This window comes from Pseudomonas sp. KK18 (assembly GCF_037094675.1).
In the GTDB taxonomy this organism is placed as follows: domain Bacteria; phylum Pseudomonadota; class Gammaproteobacteria; order Pseudomonadales; family Pseudomonadaceae; genus Aquipseudomonas.
The window spans coordinates 3954381-3977189 of record NZ_CP146605.1; the positions used below are offsets into that span (position 1 = coordinate 3954381).

Consider the following 22809-nt stretch of genomic DNA (forward strand, 5'->3'; position numbering starts at 1 on the left):
CCTGCGTTCGGCGTGGACGAACGCCGATTTTGCAAACGACAGAGATCCAATGTGGGAGCGGGCTTGCTCGCGAAAGCGGTGTGCCAGTCACCGGATGCACTGGCTGACCCACCGCTTTCGCGAGCAAGCCCGCTCCCACATTTCTACGGTTGCGCGGCTAATAATCGTTGGGCCCGCAGCAGCACCGGTGCATCCACCATCTGCCCGTCCAGTTGATACGCCCCGGCCCCATGGGCACCGGCGTCCACCACCCGTTTGGCCCAGGCCAGATCCTCGGCACTGGGGGCCAGCGCCTGGTGAATCACCGCCACCTGCTTGGGATGGATACACAGCGCGCCGGCAAAGCCCATTTCATAGGCATGCCGAATCGAACGGCGCAGGCCTTCGGGGTCGTCGATGGCCGGGTGCACGCCGTCCAGCGGCGCCACCAGCCCGGCGGCGCGGGAATGCACGATCAAGGCAAGGCGAGCCTGGTCGAGGGCAAATTGCGCGGCCGGGGAGCCGCTGCTCAGGTTCAAGTCCAGCGCCAGGTCCAGGCCACCAAACGACAGGCGCTCCACCAGCGGCGCATGGGCGATTTCCGCCACCGCCAGCAAACCCCGCGCACTCTCGATAATCGGCCAGATAGCCTTGCCCGTTGCAGCCACCACGGCCACCTGGGCCGCACTTTCAACCTTGGGCAGCAACACCCCCGCGACTCCGGCATGGGCCTGACAGAACGCCACATCGGCAAAATGCTCGGGATGCTCCGGCGCGTTGATCCGCACCCATACCCGCGCCGCCGGCGTCGCCTGCAAAAACACCCCGAGGTTGTCCCGGGCCTGACGCTTGAGCGGCTCTTCCACCGCGTCTTCAAAATCCACAATCACTGCATCGGCGCCACTGGCCAGGGCCTTGGCAAAACGTTCCGGTCGGCTGCCCGGTACAAACAGCGCAGAGCGCACAAGAGAGGTTGGCATCGTTCGATTCCTTGTCAGATAACGCCGCGGATACGCAGGCCGTCGATGGCTTCAGCGGAGTAACCCAGCTGGTCGAGAATCCCCTGGCTGTGCTGCCCCAGCCCCGGCACCGCATCCATCCGCGGGGTGAACGCGGCATTGCGTGCCGGTGGCAGCAACGACGGTAATTTGCCCGCCGGGCTGTCGACTTCACGCCAACTGTCCCGGGCCTTGAGCTGCGGGTGGTCCCACACGCCTTGCATGTCGTTGACTCGTGCACTGGCGATTTGCGCGTCTTCCAGGCGCTGGATCACGCCCTCGGCGCTCATCTGCGCAAAACTGTCGACGATGATCTGGCGCAGCACGTCGCGGTTTTCCGAACGCTTGAAGTTGGCCGAGAAACGCTCGTCGGTGGCCAATTCCGGGGTGAGCAGCACCTTGTCGCAGAACGCCGCCCATTCCCGCTCATTCTGCAACCCGAGCATCACCGTGCCGCCGTCGCCGGTGGGAAACGGCCCGTAGGGGTAGATCGTCGAATGCGCCGCACCCGCGCGCGGTGGCTGGGGCGCGCCGTCGAACGCGTAATACATCGGGTAGCCCATCCACTCCACCAGGCTTTCCAGCATGCTGACGTCGATGCGACTGCCCTGCCCGGTCTTGCCCCGCAGCAGCAGCGCCGAGAGGATGCCGCTGTAGGCGTACATACCGGCGGAGATATCGGCGATGGAGCAGCCGGCCTTGGCCATCTGGTCTTCACCCGGGCCACCGGTGACCGAGAGAAAGCCGCCTTCGCTCTGGATCAGCAGGTCGTAGGCCTTTTTCTTTTCATACGGGCCACCCTCGCCATAGCCGGAGATGTCGCAGACGATCAGCCGCGGGAAGCGCTCATGCAGCGCCTCGAATGACAATCCCATGCGCGCGGCCGCGCCCGGTGCGAGGTTCTGCACCAGCACATCGGCATCGGCCAGCAGGGTTTCCAGGATGTCCCCGGCATCGTCGTGCTTGAGGTCCAGGGTCAGGCTTTCCTTGGAGCGGTTGGTCCACACGAAATGCGAGGCCAGGCCGCGCACGCGCTCGTCATAGCCCCGGGCAAAGTCGCCAGCGCCGGGACGTTCGATCTTGATCACCCGCGCGCCCAGGTCGGCCAACTGGCGGGTGCAGAACGGTGCGGCAATCGCGTGTTCCAGGCTGACAACGGTGATGCCGTCCAGCGGTCGTTGATTAGCGGTCATGACAGTTCCTTAAAGCCAGTGAGCCAGGGACGCGGCGTTGCGCAGGTCCCAGACTTTTTCGATCAGCCCGGTGGTTTGCGCGGGTGTGCGGGCACCGCTGAATTGAGTCAGGCGCTGGAACTTGTCGGCCAGCTCCGAGCGATTCAGGGTGTTGCCCGGGTCGCCCTTGGGTTCGTCGATGGCGCCGTGCAGGGTGCGACCATCGGCGGTGGTCACGATGACCCGGCCCAGCCAGCGCTGCGGATAGGCACCGTCGACTTCGGCGTCGAGGGTCATGGAGACCTTGTCGCGAAACGCCGCCACGTCCCCGTCGCTCAGCGCCAGCTCGTGAAACTCGGTCAGCCCGGCCTTGCCATGCACGGCAATCAACCCCAGCACGGTGCCCATGGAAAACTTGGCCTGGTGCACGGTCTGCGGCAGCGTCACCCGGCCCAACACGTCGATGGCGCCCTGGTGAACGCGAGTTTCCACATGGGCGATCTGCTCATGGCCGAGCCCTTCGCGCTGCATCAGATCCAGCAGCGCATCGGCGGCCGGATGGGTATGTCGGCATGAAGCATGGAACTTGAACGACGTTTCCAGCAGCGCCCAGCGACTGCCGAGGCGATCCGCCAATTTGCCTGGGTCGGCGTCGGTGGACATGCCCGCCGCCATCCCCTGATCACCTTCCAGAATATTGCGCGCACCGGTCAGCCCGTCCGCCGTCAGATACGCCGCCAGCAAACCATCGGCAGCGGCCTTGGCAGTGTGCAGTTGCTTGGAGTCGGCGGCATCCCGCAGGAACTCCCACAGCCCGGCCGCCTGAGTGCCGGCACTGCCCAGCAGGTTGATGAATTGCTCTTGGTTGAAGTCGAGCAATTTGCCCACGGCCACCGCCGCCGCGAGGGTGCCGACGGTGGCCGTGGTGTGGAAGATCCGGTAATGGGAACGGCCCATGAACTCACCGATGCGAATCCCGGCTTCGTAACCGGCCACCGAGGCCAGCAGCAGCTCGCGACCGGACTTGCCGAGGTCTTGCGCCGCCGCCAATGCCGCCGGAAACACCACGGTCGCCGGGTGCAATACCGAGCTGTTGTGCAGGTCATCCTGCTCCACCAGGTGCGACGACGCGCCATTCACCAGCGCGGCGAAATAGGCACTGCTGCTGCCGCCGTTGACGATGATCTGCGCCGGGCCATCAGCCGGGCCCATCCTGCGGGCATAACGTTCGAACAACGGGATCGGATGCGCGCCCTTGCTGGCCAGCGCCGAGGCGAGCCAGTCGAGGAACAGGTCTTCGGTGCGGGCGAGTACGGCGTCCGGCAATTGTGCGTAATTCAACTCGGCGAGGAACCGACACAGCGCTTGGGTATGGCTCATGGTCGGGCCCTCAGAAACTGCGTGGCAGTTCGAGCAGATGCTCGGCCACGTAGGACAGGATCAGGTTGGTGGAGATCGGCGCAACCTGGTACAGGCGGGTTTCGCGGAACTTGCGCTCCACGTCGTATTCGCAGGCAAACCCGAAGCCGCCGTGGGTTTGCAGGCAGGCGTTGGCCGCCTCCCAGGAAGCCTTGGCCGCGAGGTACTTGGCCATGTTCGCGCTGGCCCCGGCATTGGCGCCGCTGTCGTATTCCTCACAGGCACGCCAGCGCATCAAGTCGGCCGCTTCGATCTCGATATGGGCTTCGGCAATCGGGAACTGCACGCCCTGGTTCTGTCCGATGGGCCGACCAAATACCACGCGGTCGCGGGCATAGGCGCTGGCTTTCTCGATAAACCAGCGGCCATCGCCGATGCACTCGGCGGCAATCAGCGTCCGCTCGGCATTCAAGCCGTCGAGGATGTAGCGGAAGCCCTTGCCCTCCTCGCCAATCAGGCTGTCCAGCGGCAACTCCAGGTTGTCGAAGAACAGTTCGTTGGTCTCGTGGTTGACCATGTTGGCGATGGGCTGCACGGTCAGGCCGTTGCCGATGGCTTCCCGCAAGTCCACCAGGAAGATCGACATGCCTTCGGATTTTTTCTTCACCTCGGCCAACGGCGTGGTGCGGGCCAGCAGGATCATCAGGTCGGAATGCTGCACCCGCGAGATCCAGACTTTCTGGCCATTGATCACGTACTTGTCGCCGCGCTTGACTGCGGTGGTCTTGATTTTGGTGGTGTCGGTGCCGGTGGTGGGTTCGGTCACGGCCATCGACTGCAGGCGCAATTCGCCGCTGGCGAGCTTGGGCAGGTAGAAGCTTTTCTGTGCTTCGCTGCCGTGACGCAGCAAGGTGAACATGTTGTACATCTGGCCGTGGACGGTGCCGGAGTTGCCACCGCAGCGGTTCACTTCCTCCAGTATCACCGAGGCTTCCGCCAGCCCCAGGCCGGAGCCACCGTATTCTTCGGGGATCATTGCCGACAGCCAGCCGGCGTCGGTCAAGGCTTTGACGAAGGCTTCCGGGAAGCCCTTTTCTTCATCGACCTTGCGCCAGTAGGCGGCGTCGAATTCGGCGCAGAGTGCGCGCACGCCTTCGCGGATGGCATTCAGTTCTTCGTTGTCATTCGGGTTCATTAACGGCTCTCCGCCTGTTGTTCTTGGAGGTTTATTCGAAATGCAGTTCGGCGCGCTGGGCCAGGCCGTCGGCGTTGCCCGCCCACAGTTCCGCGACGCCCGGCGCGGTGACGTGCCCGCCCACTTCAAAGGCTTGCGGGGCAATCAACGGGCGCACGCCGCGATACGAGAAACGGCGCAACGTGGCCGCGGGGTTGGCGCGGCAAAATGCGCGCAGGCTCAAGGTGGCGATCAGCGGACCGTGCACCACCAGCCCCGAATAACCTTCGGTGCCGGTGACATAGGGGTAGTCGTAGTGAATGCGGTGGCCGTTGAAGGTCACGGCGCTGTAGCGGAACAACAGGGTTGGCGTCGGGTCGACCGCTTCACGCCAGGCGCCTTCGGGGAGCGCGTCACCACTGCCCTGCTTGGGCGGTGTGGGTTCGCGGTAGACGATGTCCTGCTCTTCGCGCAGGGCCAGGCGGCCGTCCTGGGAATAGTCGTGGCGCACGGTGACGAACAACAACGAGCCGGTGCGACCGGTTTTTTCTTCCACCCGGGTGATGGTCGAAACGCGGGTGGCGGCCTCACCGGCACGCAATGCATGGAAGAACTCGATACGCCCGCCGGCCCACATGCGGTTGCGATTATCGGCCGGCGGCAGGAAGCCGCCACGGGCCGGATGACCGTCACCGCCCAGGGCGGACTCGGGCAGCGGGTCCTGGAAGAAGCACCATTGCCACAAGGGCGGAACCGGCTCGCCATCTGCCGGTGCCGCTTCGCCAAAGGTGGCGGCGATGCGTTTGAGCAGGTTGTGGCTCAAGTGGTCGTGGGCTGTTTCGCTACGGCCGATCCAGTCTGTGGCGCTCATCAGGTGCATGTCCTCGGGCAGGGAATCTGAACCGGATCATGCTGGGCCTTGGCCGTTCTGAGAATTTGCATTTCAATAAAGCAGCGTTCGGCTATGCTGAACGCCATCGCCCATAAAAAGATCTCAAGAACCCGGATGATCAATGTGGGAGCTGGCTTGCCTGCTCCCACATGGGTTCTTCGTCGCTGCCCCGGAGCCTTGCATGCACTTTGATCTGGCTGACTTACGCCTGTTTATCCATATCGCCGAATCCCCCAGCCTGACCCAGGGCGCCAAGCGCGCGTTCCTTTCGCCGGCCGCCGCCAGTGCGCGGATAAAGGCCCTGGAGGGCCAACTCGACACCCGCCTGTTGTACCGCGACAGCCGTGGTGTGGAAATTACCCCGGCGGGCGAACGGCTGCTGCACCATGCGCGGCTGATCATGCGCCAGGTGGATTACCTGAAAAGCGAGTTCACCCAATACGGCATCGACTCGGCCGGGCATATCCGCATTTTTGCCAACACCACCGCCGTGACCGAATTTCTCCCGGAGGTGCTGGCCGGCTTCCTGTCCCAGCGCCCCGGCGTGACGGTGGACCTGCAGGAGCGGCTGTCGCGGGATATCGTGCGGGGCGTGCTGGATGGCACCAGCGACATGGGCATCATCGCCGGGCCTGTGGAAGCGTCGGGTTTGCAGGTGCTGCACTTCAGCACCGACCACCTGGTGCTGACGGTACCGGTGGGGCATCCGCTGGCGGGCCTGCCTTCGGTGACGCTGGAGCAAACCCTGGCTTATCAGCATATCGGCTTGCATGACGGCAGCACGTTGCTGAGTTTCCTGCGTGAGCATGTGGAGCGGCTGGGCAAGCACTTGTCGTTGCGCATTCAAATGTCGAGCTTCGAGGCGATCTGCCGGATGGTTGAGGCGGGCGTGGGGATCGGCATCATTCCCGAGTCGGCCGCCGTGCGGCACAGCCGGACCATGCAACTGGTGACGGTGAAGCTGGATGAGGTTTGGGCGGTGCGTGAGCGCAGTATTCTGGTGCGGGAACTGGAGGCGTTGCCGGGTACTATTCGGGCGTTGATCGCGACCTTGATGCCCGAGATGGAACCGCCCCGGCTGCCGGGCGCCTAAGCTAACGTTGCCCTTTTGCGAAGGAGATCTGGTCATGCAGCTTGAAGGTTCCTGCCATTGCGGCGCGGTTTCGTTCAGTCTTGAGAGTGCGCATCCCTACCCTTATCAGCGGTGTTATTGCTCGATTTGTCGCAAGACCCAGGGGGGTGGCGGGTATGCGATCAACCTTGGGGGGGATGCCAGGAGCCTCAAGGTGCGGGGGCGCAAGTTGATTTCGATTTATCACGCGCGGATGAAAGAGCCGGGGGATAGCCGGGCGCATGCGAGTACGGCTGAGCGGCATTTTTGTTCGCAGTGTGGGTCGGGGTTGTGGTTGTTCAGTCCGCAGTGGCCGGAGTTGATTCATCCGTTTGCTTCGGCGATTGATACGCCGTTGCCGGTGCCGCCGGAGCATACGCATTTGATGCTGGGGTCGAAGGCGCCGTGGGTTGAGGTGAGTGTTCGCGCGGGGGACCTGGAGTTTGAGGAGTATCCAGAGGAGTCGATTGCCGAGTGGCATGAGCGGTTGGGGCTCGGCTGATGGGTGTATATCCGTTATTTAGGTAAAGGCCGCCTATGGTTCCGCTCTTACAGCGGCTCACTTTTGAAAAGCGCAAAAGTAAGCAAAACGCTCTTGCCCCACCACTCGGCACCTCGCCTAGGCTCGGTGTGCCCTCACTCCGGCTTTGGACCGTGGGCCGCCGTCATGGGCCATCCTTGGCCCAGGACGGCTAACCCGGCGTCCTGCCGGGTTACCCACGCTCCAAAGCCTGCGTTCGGCCAGCGTGGTTTAACGGGGCGCCCAAGATCAAGATCAAAAGCAGATCAAGAGCACAGCGGCCTACCGGCCGGCTTGAGTGTTGAAGAGCAAAATCAAAATCTAAAGCGGGCACGGTCCAAAAAATGTGGGAGCGGGCTTGCTCGCGAAGGTCGTTAACGATGACGCGGGCATTCTGGATGAACGCGGCGCTCTCAGGTTTTTCGCGAGCAAGCCCGCTCCCACAGAAAAGCAGATCTGCTTTCGCTCTGGTCTTTGCTTTTAACACTCAAGCCGGCCGGTAGGCCGCTGTGCTCTTGCTTTTGATCTTGATCTGCGGGCCCCGTCAACCACGATGGCCGCAAGTAGGCACGGTGGAGCGGGTAAATCGGCAAGGATGCCGATTTAGCCGCGCCGGGCCATGGATGGCCCGTCGCGGCGGCCCGCGGAGCCGTGCCGGAGTGCGGGCATGCCGAGCCTAAGCGAGGCACCGAGTGGTGGGGCAAAGACCTTTTGGTTACTTTTGGGGCGTTTGCCAAAAGTGACCCGCTGTAAGAGCGGAACCATAAGTCGCCGTTACCTAAATAACGGATATGTACACCGAATCAAACAGCCGCCAAAGAAGGTTCCAACTGCCGCTGAGCCAACCAAATCTCCTCCTGCAACCACTGCGCAAACACCTGCAACTGCGGCGTATCCGTCTGCTCCGGCCGGGTCACCAGCCAATACGACTGATGCCCCTCCACATGCACATTCAGCACCTGCGTCAACTGCCCACTGGCCAACTCCGAAGCGACCATATGCCAATCCGCAATGGTAATCCCCAACCCATCGATCGCCGCCCGAATCGCCAAATCCAGCAGGTCAAACTCATACCCCCCCTCGATATCAACCCCACTGATCCGCGCCGCATCCAGCCAATGCTTCCACGTCAGATACCGCTGATCCTCCCGCGCCAGCACATGCAGCAGCGTCATGCGATTCAGATCAATCCCGTCACTCCACTCCCGGGCATACAACGACGGCGCACACACCGCGATATGCCGCTCCTGAATCAACAACGAGCTGTCCAACCCATCCCATTCCCCATCGCCAAACCGAATCGCACAATCCAGCGTACTGGTCTCCGCCAGGCTGTCCTGCAACCGGGTGGTAATGCTCAGCTCCAACTCCGGATGCTGCTCGCGCAAGCGCCCCAACCGCGGCATCAACCAACGATTGGTAAACGTCGGCGGCGCATTGATGTGCAGCCGATTGGCATGGGACTTCTGCTGGATACTGCGCACCGTCAGCTCGATCTTGTCGAACGACTGATGCAACGCCCGCAGCAATACCCGCCCGGCACTGGTCAATTCCAGGTGATGGTGACGACGCTCCAGCAGGGCCTCGCCCAACTGTTCTTCAAGCTGGCGCACCTGGCGGCTGACCGCACTCTGCGTCACGTTCAACAGCTCGGCGGCCCGGGTAAAACTGCCGGTACTGCCGGCGACTTCGAAAGCTTTGAGGGCGTTGAGACCGGGCATTTTGCGTTTCATGGACGACACTCGGGAGCACAGGGGAAATAACCTGCACAACATACCTTTTTGTATTGGGTCAGCGGTAGCACTCCAGCCTGACAAACAATTAATCGTCGCAAACGCTGAAAGTGTCGTTTATCGCTACAAACCGTCGCTCACGAATAAATAGCCTGCGTATAACGCATGCACACTAAGACAATTAAGCATTGGTCGTTGCCAGGCTATAAACGCTAGTCTGCCGATGTACTTCCTGTAACTTCGCCCCTCTCTTTCGCGATTAACTTATCGAGTCATCGCCATGTCCAACGCACCCGTTTCATCCCGGCGAAGTATTGGCTTGCTGGCACTGGTGTTTACCGCCTGCAACGCCACCACCCACGGTTTCAGTGTGTTCCTGTATTCGGCGCTGTTGCCGCAGATCCGCCTGGCCTTTGAGCTCAGTTACAGCCAGGCCGCGTTGATTGCCGCGCTGTTGCAGCTGTTCTACATGGGCGCCTCGATTGCCAGCGGCCTGGCGGCGGCGTGGATCAGCCCGCGCAATATGGTGCGCCTGACCATCGTCCTCAGCCCCGCCCTGCTGGCCCTGGCCGTCGCCACGCCGTGGGTGCTGCCGTTTGCCCTGTGCCTGGCACTGGTGTCGGCTTGCGCGGTGTCGAACTGGAACGCGATTTCGGCCCTCGCTCAAGAGGTGATCCCGACTACACATCGCAGCCGGGTGCTGGGGCTGGCGTCCTCGGGCTCAGCCTTTGCGCTGTGCTTGAACGGGCTGTTGATCGCGCTCTTGCAGGGGTTGTCGTTGCGCCAGTTCTGGCTGATCTGCGCCGGGTTGACGCTGGTTGTCACGCTGTTGACCCTGTGGGCACTGGCCCCGATCAAGCAACCGACACCACGCGAGACCATGGCGCCGGCGCTGAACCAAGTGCTGCGCCAATGGCTGAAGTTGTGCGTGGCACAACCGGTGGCAATGCAGATCGTCTTGCTCAGCGCGTTTATCGGCGCCATCAGCGGGCCGTTTCTGAATTTCCTGTCGGCGTTCGTCAGCGAGCAGCTACAGGCCAGCGCCTCCGTCACCGGCTCGATGTGGACGCTGATCGGGATCGGCGGTGTGATCGGCGGCTTGCTGCTGGGCACGCTGGCAGATCGTTGGGGGGCGTTGCGGGTGATGGCCCTGAGTATCGGCGCGTTTGGTCTGAGCATGCTCGGCTTGCTCGGGCACCCGAGCCTGGTACTGAGCTGGCTGGCGGCCGGGCTGTTCGCGCTGTTCTATTTCCCGTGTTGGGGCTTGATGGCTGCCTACGTCGGTGCCCGGCTCAGCCCGGTGCACAGCCTGCAAGTGGTGAGCCTGAGCATGGTCAGCTACGGCCTGGCGAGTGCCACCGGCAATGCCTTGTGCGGCTGGCTGCTGCAAGTCACTGGCGAATTTGCGGTGGTGCACGGCTGGATCGCGGCCTGGGTGTTGGCCAGCCTGTTATTGCTCAAGCGCATGGCCCAGCGACACACCCGCGAAGCGCTGGCCGCCCAGATGCCCTGAGTGGCCCAGTTGCCGACGCAGAATCTCCACCAGGGCATCCACTTCCGGCACCTGGCAACCGGCTGAACGCCAGAACATCAGGCGTGCCGGCGCAATCGGCGGGAAGCCCTGGCGCTCGTCCAGAATCTGCCAGTCGGGTGGCACCAGGCGCCGCGCCATCACGCCCACCGACAAGCCCTGCTCGATCGCAATCGCAATGCCGCGCGGGCTTTGGCTGGTGTAAACCACCTGCCACGAGCGCCCGGACTGGGCCAGCGCCTGCACGGCGTTCGCACGGAACGCGCAGCCTTCGGCGTACACCGCCAACGGCACCGACTGACGCCCCACGCAACTCCAGCTGGGCGCCGCGACCCACACCAACGGCTCGTCGCACAGGTATTCCCCGCTGTGCAAACCTGCGTGTTCCACCCCCAGCACCAGGTCCAGCTCGCCCCGTTGCAGGCGCCCCACCAGGGCCGTCGACATCTCGCAGCACACATCGGGCCGTACCTGGGAGAACTGCGCCTGGAAGTCCTTGAGCATCCCGCCCAGGCAATACTCGGCGTAGTCCTCGGGCATGCCGAGGTGGATACACACCTGTTGATTGGGCAATTGCGCGGCGCTGACGGCTTCGCTGTGCAGCTTGAGGATCTGCCGGGCGTAGATCAAAAAGGTTTCGCCACCGGGGGTCAGGCCCACCGAGCGGCTGGTACGGCGGATCAGTGGCGTGCCGACGATGTCTTCCAGGCGTTGCAGGCTCTGGCTGACGGTGGATTGGGTCTTGTGCAGGCGCTCGGCGGCCGCCGAAAACCCCTGGCACTCGATAATTGCCACAAACACTTTAAGCAGGGTGCCATCCAGTTCGCCCGACATAACTATCGCCCTCGCCGATGGATTCGATCACAACTTGTAATTTCCACTTTGCACCTCGTTCAGCAACTATCGGGTCAGCCAAAAAACACCAACTGATAGTTCCGGGAGTCTTGCATGAGCCTTCAACTTGCTGACGCTGAAGTGGGCGATATCAGCGACATTATTAATACCGAGCTGTATCCCATACATGATTCGGGCCATGTTCAATTACAGGCCCTGATCGAACACGCCCGGGCCGAACTGGCCGAAGACGGCTGCTGCCTGCTGAAGAACTTCCTGCGCCCCGCAGCGCTTGAGCAGGCGCGCCTGGAAGGTTTGGCGCTGTCGGGCAAGACGTTTTATTCGGTGCGCAAGGTCAACGCCTACTTCACCGAGGACGACACCTCCCTGCCCCACGATGACCCGCGCCGCACGTTCATGGAGCGCACCAGCGGCTTTGTGACCCGCGACATGATCGCCCCGGACGCGATCATCCACCGGCTGTACGTGTCGCCGATGATGAAACGCTTTATCGGTGCCTGCCTGAATGAGCCGGAAATCTTCGAGTACGCCGACCCGTTCGCCGGGCTGGTGATCAACGTGATGCCGGACGGCACCGAGCAGCCCTGGCACTTCGATACCAACGAATTCATCGTCAGCATGATGACCCAGAAGCCCGAGGCCGGCGGCCTGTTCGAGTACGCGCCGATGATTCGCTCGCGCACCCAGGAGAACCTCGGCGCCGTCGGCAAGGTGGTGCGTGGCGAGGACCGTTCGCGGGTGCAGGAACTGGAGCTGAATCCCGGCGATTTGCAGATATTCAAAGGGCGTTTTTCGGTGCACCGGGTGACCCGCGTGGAAGGCGCCACCGAGCGCAACACGGCGATCTTCGCCTACTCCGAAAAGCCCGGAATCATTGGCCGTGCCCAGCGCACCAAGCAGCTTTACGGACGCCTGTCCGAAGCCCATCTGCAAGCCGAACGCAACCTGGTCCGCAGCGACCAGTTGCTCGACTGATTCATACCTAAAAAACCTTGAAACCGTATTTGCCCTGCGAGGAACACCCCATGAGTCTGTCCGGCCCCAACCGCAACCCCGCTGACTGCGAACCTACCCATGACGAGATCCAGCAGATCCAGCTGGACCGCCTGCAACGGGTGCGCAACGAACTGAAAAAACGCGACTACGCCGCCTGCGTACTGTTCGACCCTACCCACATGCGCTACGCCACCGGCTCGCGCAACATGCAGGTGTACTCGGCGCGCAACCCGGCCCGCTATGCGTTTATCCCGGCAGAAGGCCCGGTGGTGGTGTTCGAATTCGGCGGCTGCCTGCACCTGGCCGAAACCCTCAACACCGTCGATGAAGTGCGTCCGGCCAAAGCCATCTCCTATTACTTCTGCGAAAGTTTCCTGGGCAATGTCACCGCCGACTGGGCCGCGGAAATCGATGAGCTGGTGCGCAAATGCGGCGGCGGCAAACGCATCGCCATTGAAAGCGCCACCTCCGCCGCAGCCTTCGAACTGCAAAAGCTCGGCTACCAGATTTTCGACGCCCAGGAACCGCTGGAACGTGCGCGCTGCATCAAGGTGCCGAACGAACTCAAGATGATCCGCGCCAGCCTGCGCGCTACCGAGGCCGGGGTGCGCCTGATGGAAAGCAAACTCACCCCCGGCATCAGCGAGAACGAGCTGTGGTCGCACCTGCACCAGCATGTGATCGCCACCGACGGTGATTACGTCGAGACCCGCCTGCTGTCCTCCGGCCCACGCACCAACCCGTGGTTCCAGGAGTGCAGCACCCGGCCCATCGAAGCCGGCGACCTGGTAGCGCTGGACACTGACGTGGTCGGGCGTTTCGGCTACTACGCCGACTTCTCGCGGACCTTCCTGTGCGGTGAACAAGCCGCCACCGCCAAGCAGCAGGAGCTGTACAAACTGGCCTACGAGCAAGTGCAGACCAACATGGAAATGCTCAAGGCCGGGCGCAGTTTCAAGGAGTACGCGGAACTGGCCTGGAAGATTCCCGAGCATTACAAAAACAACCGTTACTTCGCCCTGGTGCACGGGGTTGGCATGACTGGTGAATACCCCTACGTGGTGCATCGCGAAGATATTGATGCCCTGGGCTACGACGGCGTGTTCGAAGCCGGCATGACCATCTGCGTGGAAAGCTATATCGGCCACGACGACGGCGGCGAAGGGGTCAAGCTCGAAGAGCAGATCTACATCCACGAACACGGCATCGAGTTGCTCTCCGACTACCCGTTCGACCCGCGCTTGTTGAGGTACTGATCGTTCCCACGCTGTGCGTGGGAATGCATCCCGTGACGCTCTGCGTCACCGTTTCGCAGAGGGGACGCGGAACGTCCGGGGCGGCATTCCCACGCAGAGCGTGGGAACGATCGGTCGGTGGGGAGCGATATGTAACATGCGTTTATAGAACGTTCCAACGCAGAATTTGTCGTTTGTCGATCTTTGCGCAAATGACAAAACTGCGGGCATCTCTAATAAAAACAACATGAGAGCTGCCCTATGTCCTGTCCCATTGCCACCCTCCCGACTTCGTTGCGCCTTGTTCTTCTGCCGGCTTCACAGCGGTCACGGTCACGCCTTCGCGGCGCTTGCCATTGACCCTTGCGGTTCAACAAAAAAACGCATATTCGCAAGTACCGGAGAGGCTTATGAAAGAATTGACTACCCTGGACGGCGCCGCGCCGCATCCAGCCGTAAATGATCTGTGTGCCCAAGTGCAAAGCGGCGAAATCAACCGTCGCCAATTCCTGCGCACGGCCGCGCTGCTGGGCATCACCGTCGCCAGTGCCAGCACCTTTCTCGGTTCCGCACTGCTGGGCAATGACGCCCAGGCCGCCGAGCCACGCCAGGGCGGCAGCCTGCGGTTTGCCTGCGCGATCCAGGAAATCCAGGACCCGATGCTGATCACCTGGATCGAAGCCTCGAACCTGCTGCGCAACTCGGTGGAATACCTGACCTGGGTCGACGCCGACAACATCACCCACCCTTACCTCGCCGAGAGCTGGAGCCCGTCGGAAGACCTCGCTACCTGGACCTTCAACCTGCGCCAGAACGTGAAGTGGAGCAACGGCGACACCTTCAACGTCGACGACGTGCAGCACAATATCGAACGCTGGATCGCCGCCGATTCCAAGTCGGTGAACCGCACCGCGTTCCAGGACATCAAGGCCTTCGAAAAAGTCAGCGAGTTCCAGTTCCGCCTGGTGCTCAAGCGGCCGATCCTGGCGATCCCGGAGATGCTCAACGCCTTCACCTGCGCCATCGTGCACCGCAGCTTCAAGGCCGGTGACGACTGGGCGAAAAACCCGCTGGGCACCGGGCCGTTCAAGCTGGTTTCATTCGCCGTGAACAAGCAGGCGACCTTCGCCAAGCGCGCCGATTACTGGGGCAAACCAGCCAACCTTGACGAGTTGCGCTACATCGACATGGGCACCGACGTGTCCACCCACCTCGCCGCCCTGCAAGCCGGGCAAGTCGACGTGCTGTACCGCGTGACGGTGGCTGAACTGGACCTGGCCAAGCGCTTGCCCGGGGCCCAGTTGCTGACCTGCAAGTCGGCGCAAACCGTGGTGATGCGCATGGCCTGCGACCAGAAGCCGTTCACCGACCTGCGCATCCGCAAGGCGGTGGTGCTGTGCGCCGATAACGCGCAGATGCTGAAGATCGCCTATCGCGGCATGGGCACCCTCGGCGAAGACCATCATGTGGCGCCTTCCCACCCCGAATATTTCCCGCTGCCCAAGCGCAACCGCGACGTGGCGGCGGCCAAGAAGCTGCTGGCCGAAGCCGGCTTCCCCAACGGCATCGACATTGACCTGATCGTCGGCAACACCCAGGGCCGCTATGAACAGGACTGCGCGCAGATCCTGCAACAGAACTGCCTGGAAGCCGGGATCCGCATCAACCTCAAGGTGATCCCCGCCGCGCAGTACTGGCCGATCTGGGACAAGGCCGCCTTCAGCCTGACCTACTGGGCCCATCGCCCGCTCGGTGTGATGTCCCTGGAGCTGGCCTACCGCGGCGGTGGCGCCTGGAACGAAAGCCATTACAGCGACCCGGCGTTCGATGCCGCGCTGGACAAGGCCATGGGCATCATCGACCCGAAACAGCGCGCCGTGGCGATGGAAAATGTCGAACGCATCCTGCAGGACGCCTGCGTGATCGTGCAGCCGTTCTGGGGCGACAAGTTCACCGCCGTGAGCAAAAAGGTCCAGGGCTTCCAGGTGCACCCTTCCGACTTCTACCCGATGGACAGTGTGTGGATGAGCGCTTGATTTAGCGCACGCCCTCCTCCCTGCCCGCACACGGGCAGGCATCCCTTGAACAGTCGGAGCATGCACCCATGGCTCATTTTCTGATGCGCAAGTTATTGGCGCTGGTGGCGACCCTGCTGTCGGTGTCATTGATCGTGTTCCTGGCCCTGGAACTGAATATCGAAGACGTGGCGATCAACGTCCTCGGCCCCTACTCCGCCGCCGACCAGCGCGCCGCGTGGCTGGCGGAACATGGCTATAACCAACCCTTTGTGTGGCGCTACCTGGTGTGGCTCAAGGACTTTGTCAGCGGCGACTGGGGCACCTCGGTGTACTTTCGCGAATCAGTGATCAAGCTGCTGCTGCCGAACCTTACGCAAACCCTGACCCTGGCCGGCCTGGCCTTGCTGGTGATGGTGCCGGTGGCGTTGACCCTCGGCGTTCTGGCCGGGATTCGCCAGGGCTCGGCGCTGGACCGCCTGGTGTCGTTCCTGTCGATCGTCACCACCTCGATTCCCGACTTCGCCAGCGCGGTTTTCGTCTCCGCGATCTTTGTGTTCTGGCTTAACTGGCTGCCCGGTGTGAGCAGCATGAGCGAAGGCTTCAGCGTCGTGCAATTGGTGCTGCCACTGATGGTGCTGTGCCTGTTCGGCATCGGTTACCTGGCGCGCATCACCCGGGCCTCGATGGTGGAAGTGATGCAGGCGCCGTACATCCGCACGGCGCGGCTCAAGGGGGCGTCGACCTCACGCATTGTGCTGCGGCATGCCCTGCGCAATGTGCTGATCGCGCCGGTCACGGTGATCATGCTGTACATCCCGTGGCTGCTGTCGAACGTGATCGTGGTGGAGGTGTTCTTCGCCTACAAGGGCTTCGGCTCGCTGCTGTACACCGCCTCGCTGAACCATGACGTGTACCTGATCGAAGCCTGCGCGATGGTCAGTGCCGTGGTGGTGGGCATCACCAAGATTTTCTCGGACCTGGCCTACACCTGGCTCAACCCGCGCATCACCCTGCGCAGCCTTGGCGGAGGTGCCCAATGAACCTGCTGCACTCGTTCAAACATCCCTTGGCATTGCTCGGCCTGCTGCTGGTGGGCGGCTGGGTGCTGATCGCGCTGTTCGCACCGTGGATCGCGCCCCATGATCCGCTGGAAAGCTTCACGCCCTTGCTCACGCCAATGACCGTCGGCGACAACGGCCAGAGCTTCCTGCTGGGCACCGATATGATTGGCCGCGACATTCTCTCGCGGCTGATCTGGGGCACCCGTACCGTGCTGTTCTGGTCGATCCTCGCCACGCTCACCGCGTTTGCCGTGGGCATCGCCATGGGCCTGTGCGCCGGCTACTTCAACGGCTGGGTCGACAGCGTGCTGTCGTATGTGGCCGACACGGTGCTGTCGTTCCCGGTGCTGGTGTTGTACATCGTGATCATCATCGCCCTCGGCGCTTCGGCGCTGAATATCCTGATTGCGGTGACCTTCACCAGCGCACCGGCGATCTTCCGGATCATGCGCGCCCTGACCATCGATATTCGCTCGCGAGACTACGTGCTCAGCGCCATCACCCAGGGCGAGGGCTCGCTGCGGATCATGCTGGTGGAAATCCTGCCCAACTGCGGCGGGCCGCTGATTGTCGATTTCTGCCTGCGCATCGGCTACACCGCGATCATGATCGGCGCCCTCGGCTTCCTGGGCCTCGGGCTGCCGCCGCCCACACCGGACTGGGGCGGCATGATCAATGACGGCCGCGCCATGGCCATCGCCTTCCCGCACCTGGTGATCTTCCCGTGCATCGCCATCTCCACCCTGATGCTGGGCCTGAGCCTGTTGGCGGACGGCCTGGATGAACACGCCCAGAAAGGCGCAAGGAGTTGAGCATGAACCACACGCAAGTACTGCGGGTGCAGAACCTGTCCATCGAATTGCCCGCCGGCGCCGACCGCAGCCACGCGGTGCAAGGCATCAGCCTGGAAGTGCGCAAGGGCGAAATCCTCTGCGTGATCGGCGAGTCCGGCTCCGGCAAGTCCGTGCTGTCGGCGGCGATCATGGGCGACTACGCCAAGGGTTTGCGGCATACCGAAGGCGTGATCGACTTCCTCGGCGATGACATTTGCACCCTCGACGAGGAGCGTTTGAGCCAGCTGCGGGGCAACCGTATCGCGATGATTTTCCAGGAGCCCATGGCGGCGCTGAACCCGGCGATTCGCATTGGCAAGCAAGTGGAAGAGATCTTCGATATTCACGCGCCGCAGATGCCTGGCGCTGAACGCCGCGAGCGCATGCTGGCGCTGCTGGAGTCGACGCAACTGCCGGACCCGCCACGCATCGCCAACAGCTTTCCCCATCAACTGTCTGGCGGGCAATGCCAGCGAGTGGTGATTGCCATGGCGCTGGCGATGAACCCGGACCTGCTGATCGCCGACGAGCCCACCACGGCGCTGGACGTGACCACCCAGGCGCAGGTGCTGAAGCTGGTGCGCGAACTGCGCGGCCGCGGGCAACACGGCATTCTGTTTATCACCCATGACTTCGGCGTGGTGGCGCAGATTGCCGACCGTATCGCGGTGATGGAAGGCGGCCGGCTGGTGGAAATCGGCGAGCGCGACCAGGTGCTGAATGCCCCGGCCCACGCCTACACCCGCAAGCTGATTGCGGCCGTGCCGGCGCTGCACCCGGAGCTGCACAAGCCAAGTGCCGACGGCGAGCTGGCATTGCGCATCGAGCACCTGACCAAGACCTACACCGTCGGCGGCAGCTCGGTGGCGGCCTTGCGCAATGTCTCGCTGCAACTGCCACGGGGCAAGACCCTGGCGATTGTCGGCGAGTCCGGTTCGGGCAAAAGCACGTTGGTGAAAGCCGCGATCCGCCTGGTGGACAGCGACAGCGGCCACGTATGGGTCGGTGACACCGACTTCCTGGCCCTGCGCGGCTCGGCGCTGGCGGCGAATCGTCGGCGCATCCAGATGATTTTCCAGGACCCGTATGGCTCGCTCAATCCTCGGCACCGGGTGGGCGACATCATCGCCCGCGCTGCGCAATTGCGCGGGTTGTCGGCCAAGGATGCGTGGGCTGAAGCCGGTGATTTGCTGGAACAGGTGGGCCTCAAGCGCGACGCCCTCAAGCGCAATCCCCGGCAGTTCTCCGGCGGCCAGCGCCAGCGCATCGGCATCGCCCGCGCCCTGGCGATGCGCCCGGAAGTGTTGATCGCCGATGAGAGCGTGTCGGCCCTGGATGTCTCGGTGCAGAAACAGGTGCTGGAACTGCTGGCCGAACTGCAGCAGCGCCTGAACCTGAGCATCCTGTTCATCACCCACGACCTGCGGGTGGCGGCGCAGATCAGCGACTACATCGCGGTGATGCGCCAGGGCGAAGTCGTGGAATACGGCACTGCCGAGCAAGTGTTGCTGCGACCTCAGAACACTTACACCCAGACCTTGCTGGCCGCCGCCCCCGGCGCCTCGGAGCTGCCCACGGCAGGCCCGCCGTTGCGGCTGATTCGCCCGCAAGCGCACTGAGTCAATCCTTTACCCCGCGTCGCAGCGTTCGTTGCGGCAAGGGGCTGCTGTTGCCAAAAAATAACCAATAACGAGAGCAAAACCATGCGACCAACCTTCCGTTACATCGCTCTGGTCCCTGTGCTTGGCGCCCTTGCGGCACCGGCCATGGCCATTCAAGTCACCGACAACCTCGACCTCGGCGGCGCCGTGCGCGCCCGTTGGGACTACGACCCGGATCGCGACATCCAGAAGTTCGGCCTCGACACCGCGTACCTCAGCGCCAAGTACAATTCCGACACCTGGATCGGCGAAGCGCAGTACCGTTTCTACGGGCGCTCCTACCCGTACCAGTACACCAAGAACTACGGCGATATCCAGTTCGCGAAGTTCGCCTGGGTGGGCTACAAGTTCAACCCCGACCAGCAGGTGCAAGTGGGCCTGAACACCGTGCCGTTTGGCTTGCAGCCGTACTTCGGCAGCACCTTCTACGAAACCCTGGGCAACGTGATCGGCCTGGAAGATGTGCAGCAGGTCGGCGCCAAGTACATCCAGCAAAGCGGTGACTGGAACATCCAGGCCGGTTACTACCTGCGCCCGGCGTGGCAAGGCAAAGGCACGAGCAAGGGCGTGACCTACTCCAGCGTGATCTCCGAGGCCGACAGCTACGTGGGTGACGGCAGCAACAACCAGGAACGCAATACCGTGGTGGTGCGGGTGGCCAAGGCCATGGACCTGGGCGGGTGGAAATCGGAAGTCGGGCTGTCCGGCCTGACCTCCACCCTGGAGAACAAGGACACCAACGACGATGGCCGGCGCAACGCGGTGGCGATCCACTACCTGGGCAAGAACGGCCCGTGGGGCGTGCAATTGCAGGCGGCACGCCAGCAGATGTCGCCGCGCAACCCGGGCACCGACAGCGTGGTGACCCTCGGCGGGTATGACGGCACGTTCAACGTGGCCAGCCGCGGCAATCTGTATGTGGCGGACTTGAGCTACGACGTGGGTGGCAAATACCTGTTTGACCAGGTCAGCGGCGTTAAGCTGTATGCCAACTACAGTGCGTTTGACAAGTCCGAGGATCAGTTCAAGACCTCACAGCGGGTGATCCTGGGCACGTCGTTTTCGGTGAGTAAACTGTGGGTGGCCACGGAGTGGTTGATCGGCAAGAACGATCCGTATATTGGTGGGAGCAGCTATACCGAGAGCTTGGGGGCTGGGGGGAGTAACCAGTGGGAGAATCAGTTGTATATGAACATTGGCTACTACTTCTAAAATAGGCGGCGTCTTCACTGACGCCTTCGCGAGCAAGCCCGCTCCCACATTTTGACCGCGGCGCCGATCAAATGTGGGAGCGGGCTTGCTCGTGAAGAGGCCGCCAAAAACACCATAAAAACAACAGGTGTGGAATCCATTTCATGCGCCAACTGCCCTCCCTCAACATGCTCCGTGTCTTCGAAGAAGTCGCCCGCCACCGCAGCTTCAGCCAAGCCGCCGTGGGCCTCAACGTCACCCAGGGTGCCGTCAGCCGCCAGATCAAACAACTGGAAGACTACCTCGGCGTCGCCCTCTTCATCCGCACCCCCCAGGGCCTGTCCCTGACCGAAGCCGGCTTCGCCCTCTCCCCGCACCTGAGCGACGCCTTCGACCATATCGAGCGCGCCCTGCACGCCGTGCGCGTGCCCAACCTGCGCCAGCGCCTGCGCATCGTCGCCCCGCCCACCTGGGCCACCCGCTGGCTGTCCGCCCACCTGCGCCGGTTTTGCGAGCGTTACCCGGACATCAACCTCAGCGTCACCCACCAGAACACCCACGCGAGCCTGGCGGAAATCGACTGCCAGGTCCGCTTCGGCCTGGAAGCGGCCACGCAGTGCAGCAGTGAACTGTTGGTGATGGAACGCCACATCGCCGTCGCCAGCCCGGAACTGTTCAGCGACGGTCAGCCGCCCGACCTGCGGCGCTTTCCGCTGCTGCACATCCTGCACGACGGCAAGCGCTTGAAGGTTTGGGAGAACTGGCTGGCGGCCATGGGCCGGGAAGATATCGATGCAGGCCAGGGCCTGGAATTCAGCACCCTGGACCAGGTGATCCACACCGCCCTGGCCGGCGGTGGGCTCGCGGTGATCGACCGGCAGATGATCGAGCGCGAACTGGCGAATGGCAGCCTGCTGCCGATCACCCCGGTGGAGGTGATCGGCCCGTATGGCTATTGGCTGGATGTGGCAAGTGACAAGCAGGGTTTATCCAAGGTTCGGTTGTTTACGCAGTGGTTGAACCGGGTGAGCAATCCCTGACACCGCAGGCTCGGCCTTGCACGCCTGGCTCAAGGTCAACGCCTTGGTTTCCGGCGCCCAGGCCCAGGAGATGATCGCCCCCAGCACCAGGATAGCGGCGAGGATGCCCATGGTCGGGCTCAGGCCGATCCCCGCTACGCTCACCGGCAACAGGAAGGTACTCACCGCCGAACCCAGGCGGCTGACGGCTGTGGCAAGGCCGATGCCGCTGGCCCGCACTTCGGTCGGGAAGCTCTCCGCCGGGAATACGCCCACCAGGTTGCTCACCGCCGACAGCACCAGGGTGAAGACGCCGAACGTCAGCACCATCAACCACGCCATGCTGCCCGGCAATACCGCCAGCAGGAACAGCGCCGCCGCCAGGATGATGAACGAGTTGATCAGAAAGCCCCGCCGGGAGAATTTCACGGTGCACCAGATGCCGATCAAGGCGCCGATGATCAGCAGCAGGTTGAGCATCAGCTCGGTGCCAAAACCTTCGGCCAGGCCCATCTTCTGCAGGATCGACGGCAGGAAGGTGTAGATGGCGAAGTACGGCATCACGATGCACACGAAGAACAGGCAGTTGAACGCGGTGCGCTTGCGGTATTCACGGCTGAACAGCACGCCGTAGCCGGAACGGGTTTGCGTCGACGGTTCTTCATCGAGGACCACGTGTTCGCCGAGGTGTTTCTTGACGATGGCTCGGGCCTCGGCAATCCGGCCCTGGTTGACCAGCCAGCGCGGCGATTCGGGCGTGCCGATGCGCGCGATCAGGATCAGCCCGGCAGGAATTGCCGACGATGCGAGCATCCAGCGCCAGGCATCATCGCCGAGGCTGAGCATGGCGGTGCCGACAAAGGTCGCGGCCACGTAACCAACCGTCCACACCACGCTGAAGGAGCCCAGCAGAACCCCGCGATGTTTCCTGGGCGAGAACTCGGCAAGCATCGCGTGGCCGACGCTGAAGTCGCCGCCCAGGCCGATACCGATCAACACCCGGCAGAGGAACAGGCCCATGGCGGTTTCAGCGTAGAACTGCATCACCGAGGCAACGGTGATCAGGACGAAGCTGACCAGGAAGATTTTCTGCCGGCCGAGGGTGTCGGAGATCCAGCCAAAGAACAGGCTGCCCATAAACAGGCCGATCAGGGCCGAGGCGCCGATCAGGCCTTGCCAGAAGGCGTCCAGTTGCATCTGTGGGCTGAGCAAGGTGAAGGCGATGCCGATCAGGCCGAGGATATAGCCGTCGGTGAAGTGCGCACCGAAGGTCAGGCCGGCGATTTTAAGGTGGAAGCGACCGATGGGCAGGTCGTCGATTTTGATGGGTTGGGTGGACATGGTGTTCTCCATATTTTTGTTCTTGACGGAGTAACAGCGGGCAAGCCCATTTCCCTGTGGGAGCAGGCTTGCTCGCGAAGGCGGTGTGTCAGTCAATGCATGTGGTGGCAGGCCCACCGCTTTCGCGAGC

19 protein-coding genes are annotated in these 22809 nt (G+C 62.8%); 11 read left to right on the forward strand and 8 right to left on the reverse strand.

All coding sequences use genetic code 11. The features are described from left to right. Positions 1-143: 143 nt before the first annotated feature. Genes V6607_RS17970 through V6607_RS17990 form a run of 5 tightly spaced genes read right to left on the reverse strand, consistent with a single transcriptional unit; the run spans position 144 to position 5553 of the window. Positions 144-959, reverse strand: a complete 816-nt coding sequence (locus V6607_RS17970; protein WP_003215055.1) for a CoA ester lyase — start codon at positions 957-959, stop codon at positions 144-146. Between the two features lie 14 nt (positions 960-973). Further along, positions 974-2170: a CaiB/BaiF CoA-transferase family protein gene (locus V6607_RS17975; RefSeq protein WP_003215053.1), complete on the reverse strand. Its 1197-nt coding sequence runs from the start codon at positions 2168-2170 to the stop codon at positions 974-976. A 9-nt stretch (positions 2171-2179) separates the two neighbouring features. Next, on the reverse strand, positions 2180-3529 hold the full coding sequence (locus V6607_RS17980; protein WP_134326762.1) for an MmgE/PrpD family protein: 1350 nt from the start codon (positions 3527-3529) through the stop codon (positions 2180-2182). A gap of 10 nt (positions 3530-3539) precedes the next feature. Next, a complete protein-coding gene (locus tag V6607_RS17985) occupies positions 3540-4703 on the reverse strand; it encodes an acyl-CoA dehydrogenase family protein (RefSeq protein WP_003215048.1) in 1164 nt (387 codons plus the stop codon). A 31-nt stretch (positions 4704-4734) separates the two neighbouring features. Continuing rightward, positions 4735-5553, reverse strand: coding sequence for a MaoC family dehydratase N-terminal domain-containing protein (locus V6607_RS17990; RefSeq protein ID WP_134326763.1), 819 nt, complete (start codon positions 5551-5553; stop codon positions 4735-4737). A gap of 202 nt (positions 5554-5755) precedes the next feature. On the opposite strand from V6607_RS17990, the gene V6607_RS17995 reads away from it, so the two are divergent. After that, positions 5756-6667 carry a LysR family transcriptional regulator gene (locus V6607_RS17995; RefSeq protein ID WP_008436234.1) on the forward strand — a complete coding sequence of 304 codons (912 nt, stop codon included), beginning with the start codon at positions 5756-5758 and terminating at the stop codon, positions 6665-6667. Between the two features lie 34 nt (positions 6668-6701). Continuing rightward, on the forward strand, positions 6702-7187 hold the full coding sequence (locus tag V6607_RS18000) for a GFA family protein (protein WP_087694984.1): 486 nt from the start codon (positions 6702-6704) through the stop codon (positions 7185-7187). Positions 7188-8008: 821 nt separating this feature from the next. On the opposite strand, the gene V6607_RS18005 is transcribed toward V6607_RS18000, so the two are convergent. Continuing rightward, positions 8009-8938 carry a LysR substrate-binding domain-containing protein gene (locus V6607_RS18005; RefSeq protein ID WP_032899060.1) on the reverse strand — a complete coding sequence of 310 codons (930 nt, stop codon included), beginning with the start codon at positions 8936-8938 and terminating at the stop codon, positions 8009-8011. 280 nt (positions 8939-9218) lie between these two features. On the opposite strand from V6607_RS18005, the gene V6607_RS18010 reads away from it, so the two are divergent. After that, positions 9219-10451 (forward strand): MFS transporter, encoded by a 1233-nt coding sequence (locus tag V6607_RS18010; RefSeq protein ID WP_102606013.1) that lies wholly within the window; start codon positions 9219-9221, stop codon positions 10449-10451. Here V6607_RS18010 and V6607_RS18015 read toward each other — a convergent pair. Continuing rightward, the gene (locus V6607_RS18015; RefSeq protein ID WP_134326764.1) at positions 10389-11303 is read right to left on the reverse strand and encodes a LysR family transcriptional regulator; all 915 of its coding nucleotides are present in this window, start codon (positions 11301-11303) and stop codon (positions 10389-10391) included. The genes V6607_RS18010 and V6607_RS18015 overlap by 63 nt on opposite strands. Positions 11304-11417: 114 nt before the next feature. Between V6607_RS18015 and V6607_RS18020 the strand changes: the two genes are divergently transcribed. The 8 genes from V6607_RS18020 (at position 11418) to V6607_RS18055 (ending at position 21359) form a co-directional block, all read left to right on the forward strand. Next, on the forward strand, positions 11418-12299 hold the full coding sequence (locus V6607_RS18020) for a hypothetical protein (RefSeq protein WP_008432881.1): 882 nt from the start codon (positions 11418-11420) through the stop codon (positions 12297-12299). A gap of 50 nt (positions 12300-12349) precedes the next feature. Then, positions 12350-13576, forward strand: a complete 1227-nt coding sequence (locus V6607_RS18025; protein WP_003218567.1) for a Xaa-Pro peptidase family protein — start codon at positions 12350-12352, stop codon at positions 13574-13576. A 389-nt stretch (positions 13577-13965) separates the two neighbouring features. Further along, on the forward strand, positions 13966-15591 hold the full coding sequence (locus tag V6607_RS18030) for an ABC transporter substrate-binding protein (protein ID WP_134326765.1): 1626 nt from the start codon (positions 13966-13968) through the stop codon (positions 15589-15591). A 68-nt stretch (positions 15592-15659) separates the two neighbouring features. Continuing rightward, on the forward strand, positions 15660-16613 hold the full coding sequence (locus tag V6607_RS18035; RefSeq protein WP_134326766.1) for an ABC transporter permease: 954 nt from the start codon (positions 15660-15662) through the stop codon (positions 16611-16613). Beyond that, the gene (locus tag V6607_RS18040) at positions 16610-17446 is read left to right on the forward strand and encodes an ABC transporter permease (protein ID WP_134326767.1); all 837 of its coding nucleotides are present in this window, start codon (positions 16610-16612) and stop codon (positions 17444-17446) included. The genes V6607_RS18035 and V6607_RS18040 overlap by 4 nt, the downstream gene beginning before the upstream one ends. A gap of 2 nt (positions 17447-17448) precedes the next feature. After that, positions 17449-19086, forward strand: coding sequence for an ABC transporter ATP-binding protein (locus V6607_RS18045; protein WP_134326768.1), 1638 nt, complete (start codon positions 17449-17451; stop codon positions 19084-19086). 84 nt (positions 19087-19170) lie between these two features. Continuing rightward, positions 19171-20340 carry a hypothetical protein gene (locus V6607_RS18050; RefSeq protein WP_003218578.1) on the forward strand — a complete coding sequence of 390 codons (1170 nt, stop codon included), beginning with the start codon at positions 19171-19173 and terminating at the stop codon, positions 20338-20340. A 143-nt stretch (positions 20341-20483) separates the two neighbouring features. Then, positions 20484-21359 (forward strand): LysR substrate-binding domain-containing protein, encoded by an 876-nt coding sequence (locus V6607_RS18055; protein ID WP_008432889.1) that lies wholly within the window; start codon positions 20484-20486, stop codon positions 21357-21359. Here V6607_RS18055 and V6607_RS18060 read toward each other — a convergent pair. After that, positions 21306-22679: an MFS transporter gene (locus V6607_RS18060; protein WP_023658895.1), complete on the reverse strand. Its 1374-nt coding sequence runs from the start codon at positions 22677-22679 to the stop codon at positions 21306-21308. The two genes, V6607_RS18055 and V6607_RS18060, sit on opposite strands and share 54 nt — an antisense overlap. Between the last annotated feature and the right edge of the window lie 130 nt (positions 22680-22809).

Coding starts and splice junctions, on each gene's coding strand:
- V6607_RS18005 (WP_032899060.1), bottom strand. CDS start 8,938: ATGAAACGCAAAATGCCCGGTCTCAACGCCCTCAAAGCTTTCGAAGTC.
- V6607_RS17975 (WP_003215053.1), bottom strand. CDS start 2,170: ATGACCGCTAATCAACGACCGCTGGACGGCATCACCGTTGTCAGCCTG.
- V6607_RS18015 (WP_134326764.1), bottom strand. CDS start 11,303: ATGTCGGGCGAACTGGATGGCACCCTGCTTAAAGTGTTTGTGGCAATT.
- V6607_RS17980 (WP_134326762.1), bottom strand. CDS start 3,529: ATGAGCCATACCCAAGCGCTGTGTCGGTTCCTCGCCGAGTTGAATTAC.
- V6607_RS18060 (WP_023658895.1), bottom strand. CDS start 22,679: ATGTCCACCCAACCCATCAAAATCGACGACCTGCCCATCGGTCGCTTC.
- V6607_RS18025 (WP_003218567.1), top strand. CDS start 12,350: ATGAGTCTGTCCGGCCCCAACCGCAACCCCGCTGACTGCGAACCTACC.
- V6607_RS18010 (WP_102606013.1), top strand. CDS start 9,219: ATGTCCAACGCACCCGTTTCATCCCGGCGAAGTATTGGCTTGCTGGCA.
- V6607_RS17995 (WP_008436234.1), top strand. CDS start 5,756: ATGCACTTTGATCTGGCTGACTTACGCCTGTTTATCCATATCGCCGAA.
- V6607_RS17985 (WP_003215048.1), bottom strand. CDS start 4,703: ATGAACCCGAATGACAACGAAGAACTGAATGCCATCCGCGAAGGCGTG.
- V6607_RS18040 (WP_134326767.1), top strand. CDS start 16,610: ATGAACCTGCTGCACTCGTTCAAACATCCCTTGGCATTGCTCGGCCTG.
- V6607_RS18055 (WP_008432889.1), top strand. CDS start 20,484: ATGCGCCAACTGCCCTCCCTCAACATGCTCCGTGTCTTCGAAGAAGTC.
- V6607_RS18020 (WP_008432881.1), top strand. CDS start 11,418: ATGAGCCTTCAACTTGCTGACGCTGAAGTGGGCGATATCAGCGACATT.
- V6607_RS17990 (WP_134326763.1), bottom strand. CDS start 5,553: ATGAGCGCCACAGACTGGATCGGCCGTAGCGAAACAGCCCACGACCAC.
- V6607_RS17970 (WP_003215055.1), bottom strand. CDS start 959: ATGCCAACCTCTCTTGTGCGCTCTGCGCTGTTTGTACCGGGCAGCCGA.
- V6607_RS18035 (WP_134326766.1), top strand. CDS start 15,660: ATGGCTCATTTTCTGATGCGCAAGTTATTGGCGCTGGTGGCGACCCTG.
- V6607_RS18000 (WP_087694984.1), top strand. CDS start 6,702: ATGCAGCTTGAAGGTTCCTGCCATTGCGGCGCGGTTTCGTTCAGTCTT.
- V6607_RS18045 (WP_134326768.1), top strand. CDS start 17,449: ATGAACCACACGCAAGTACTGCGGGTGCAGAACCTGTCCATCGAATTG.
- V6607_RS18030 (WP_134326765.1), top strand. CDS start 13,966: ATGAAAGAATTGACTACCCTGGACGGCGCCGCGCCGCATCCAGCCGTA.
- V6607_RS18050 (WP_003218578.1), top strand. CDS start 19,171: ATGCGACCAACCTTCCGTTACATCGCTCTGGTCCCTGTGCTTGGCGCC.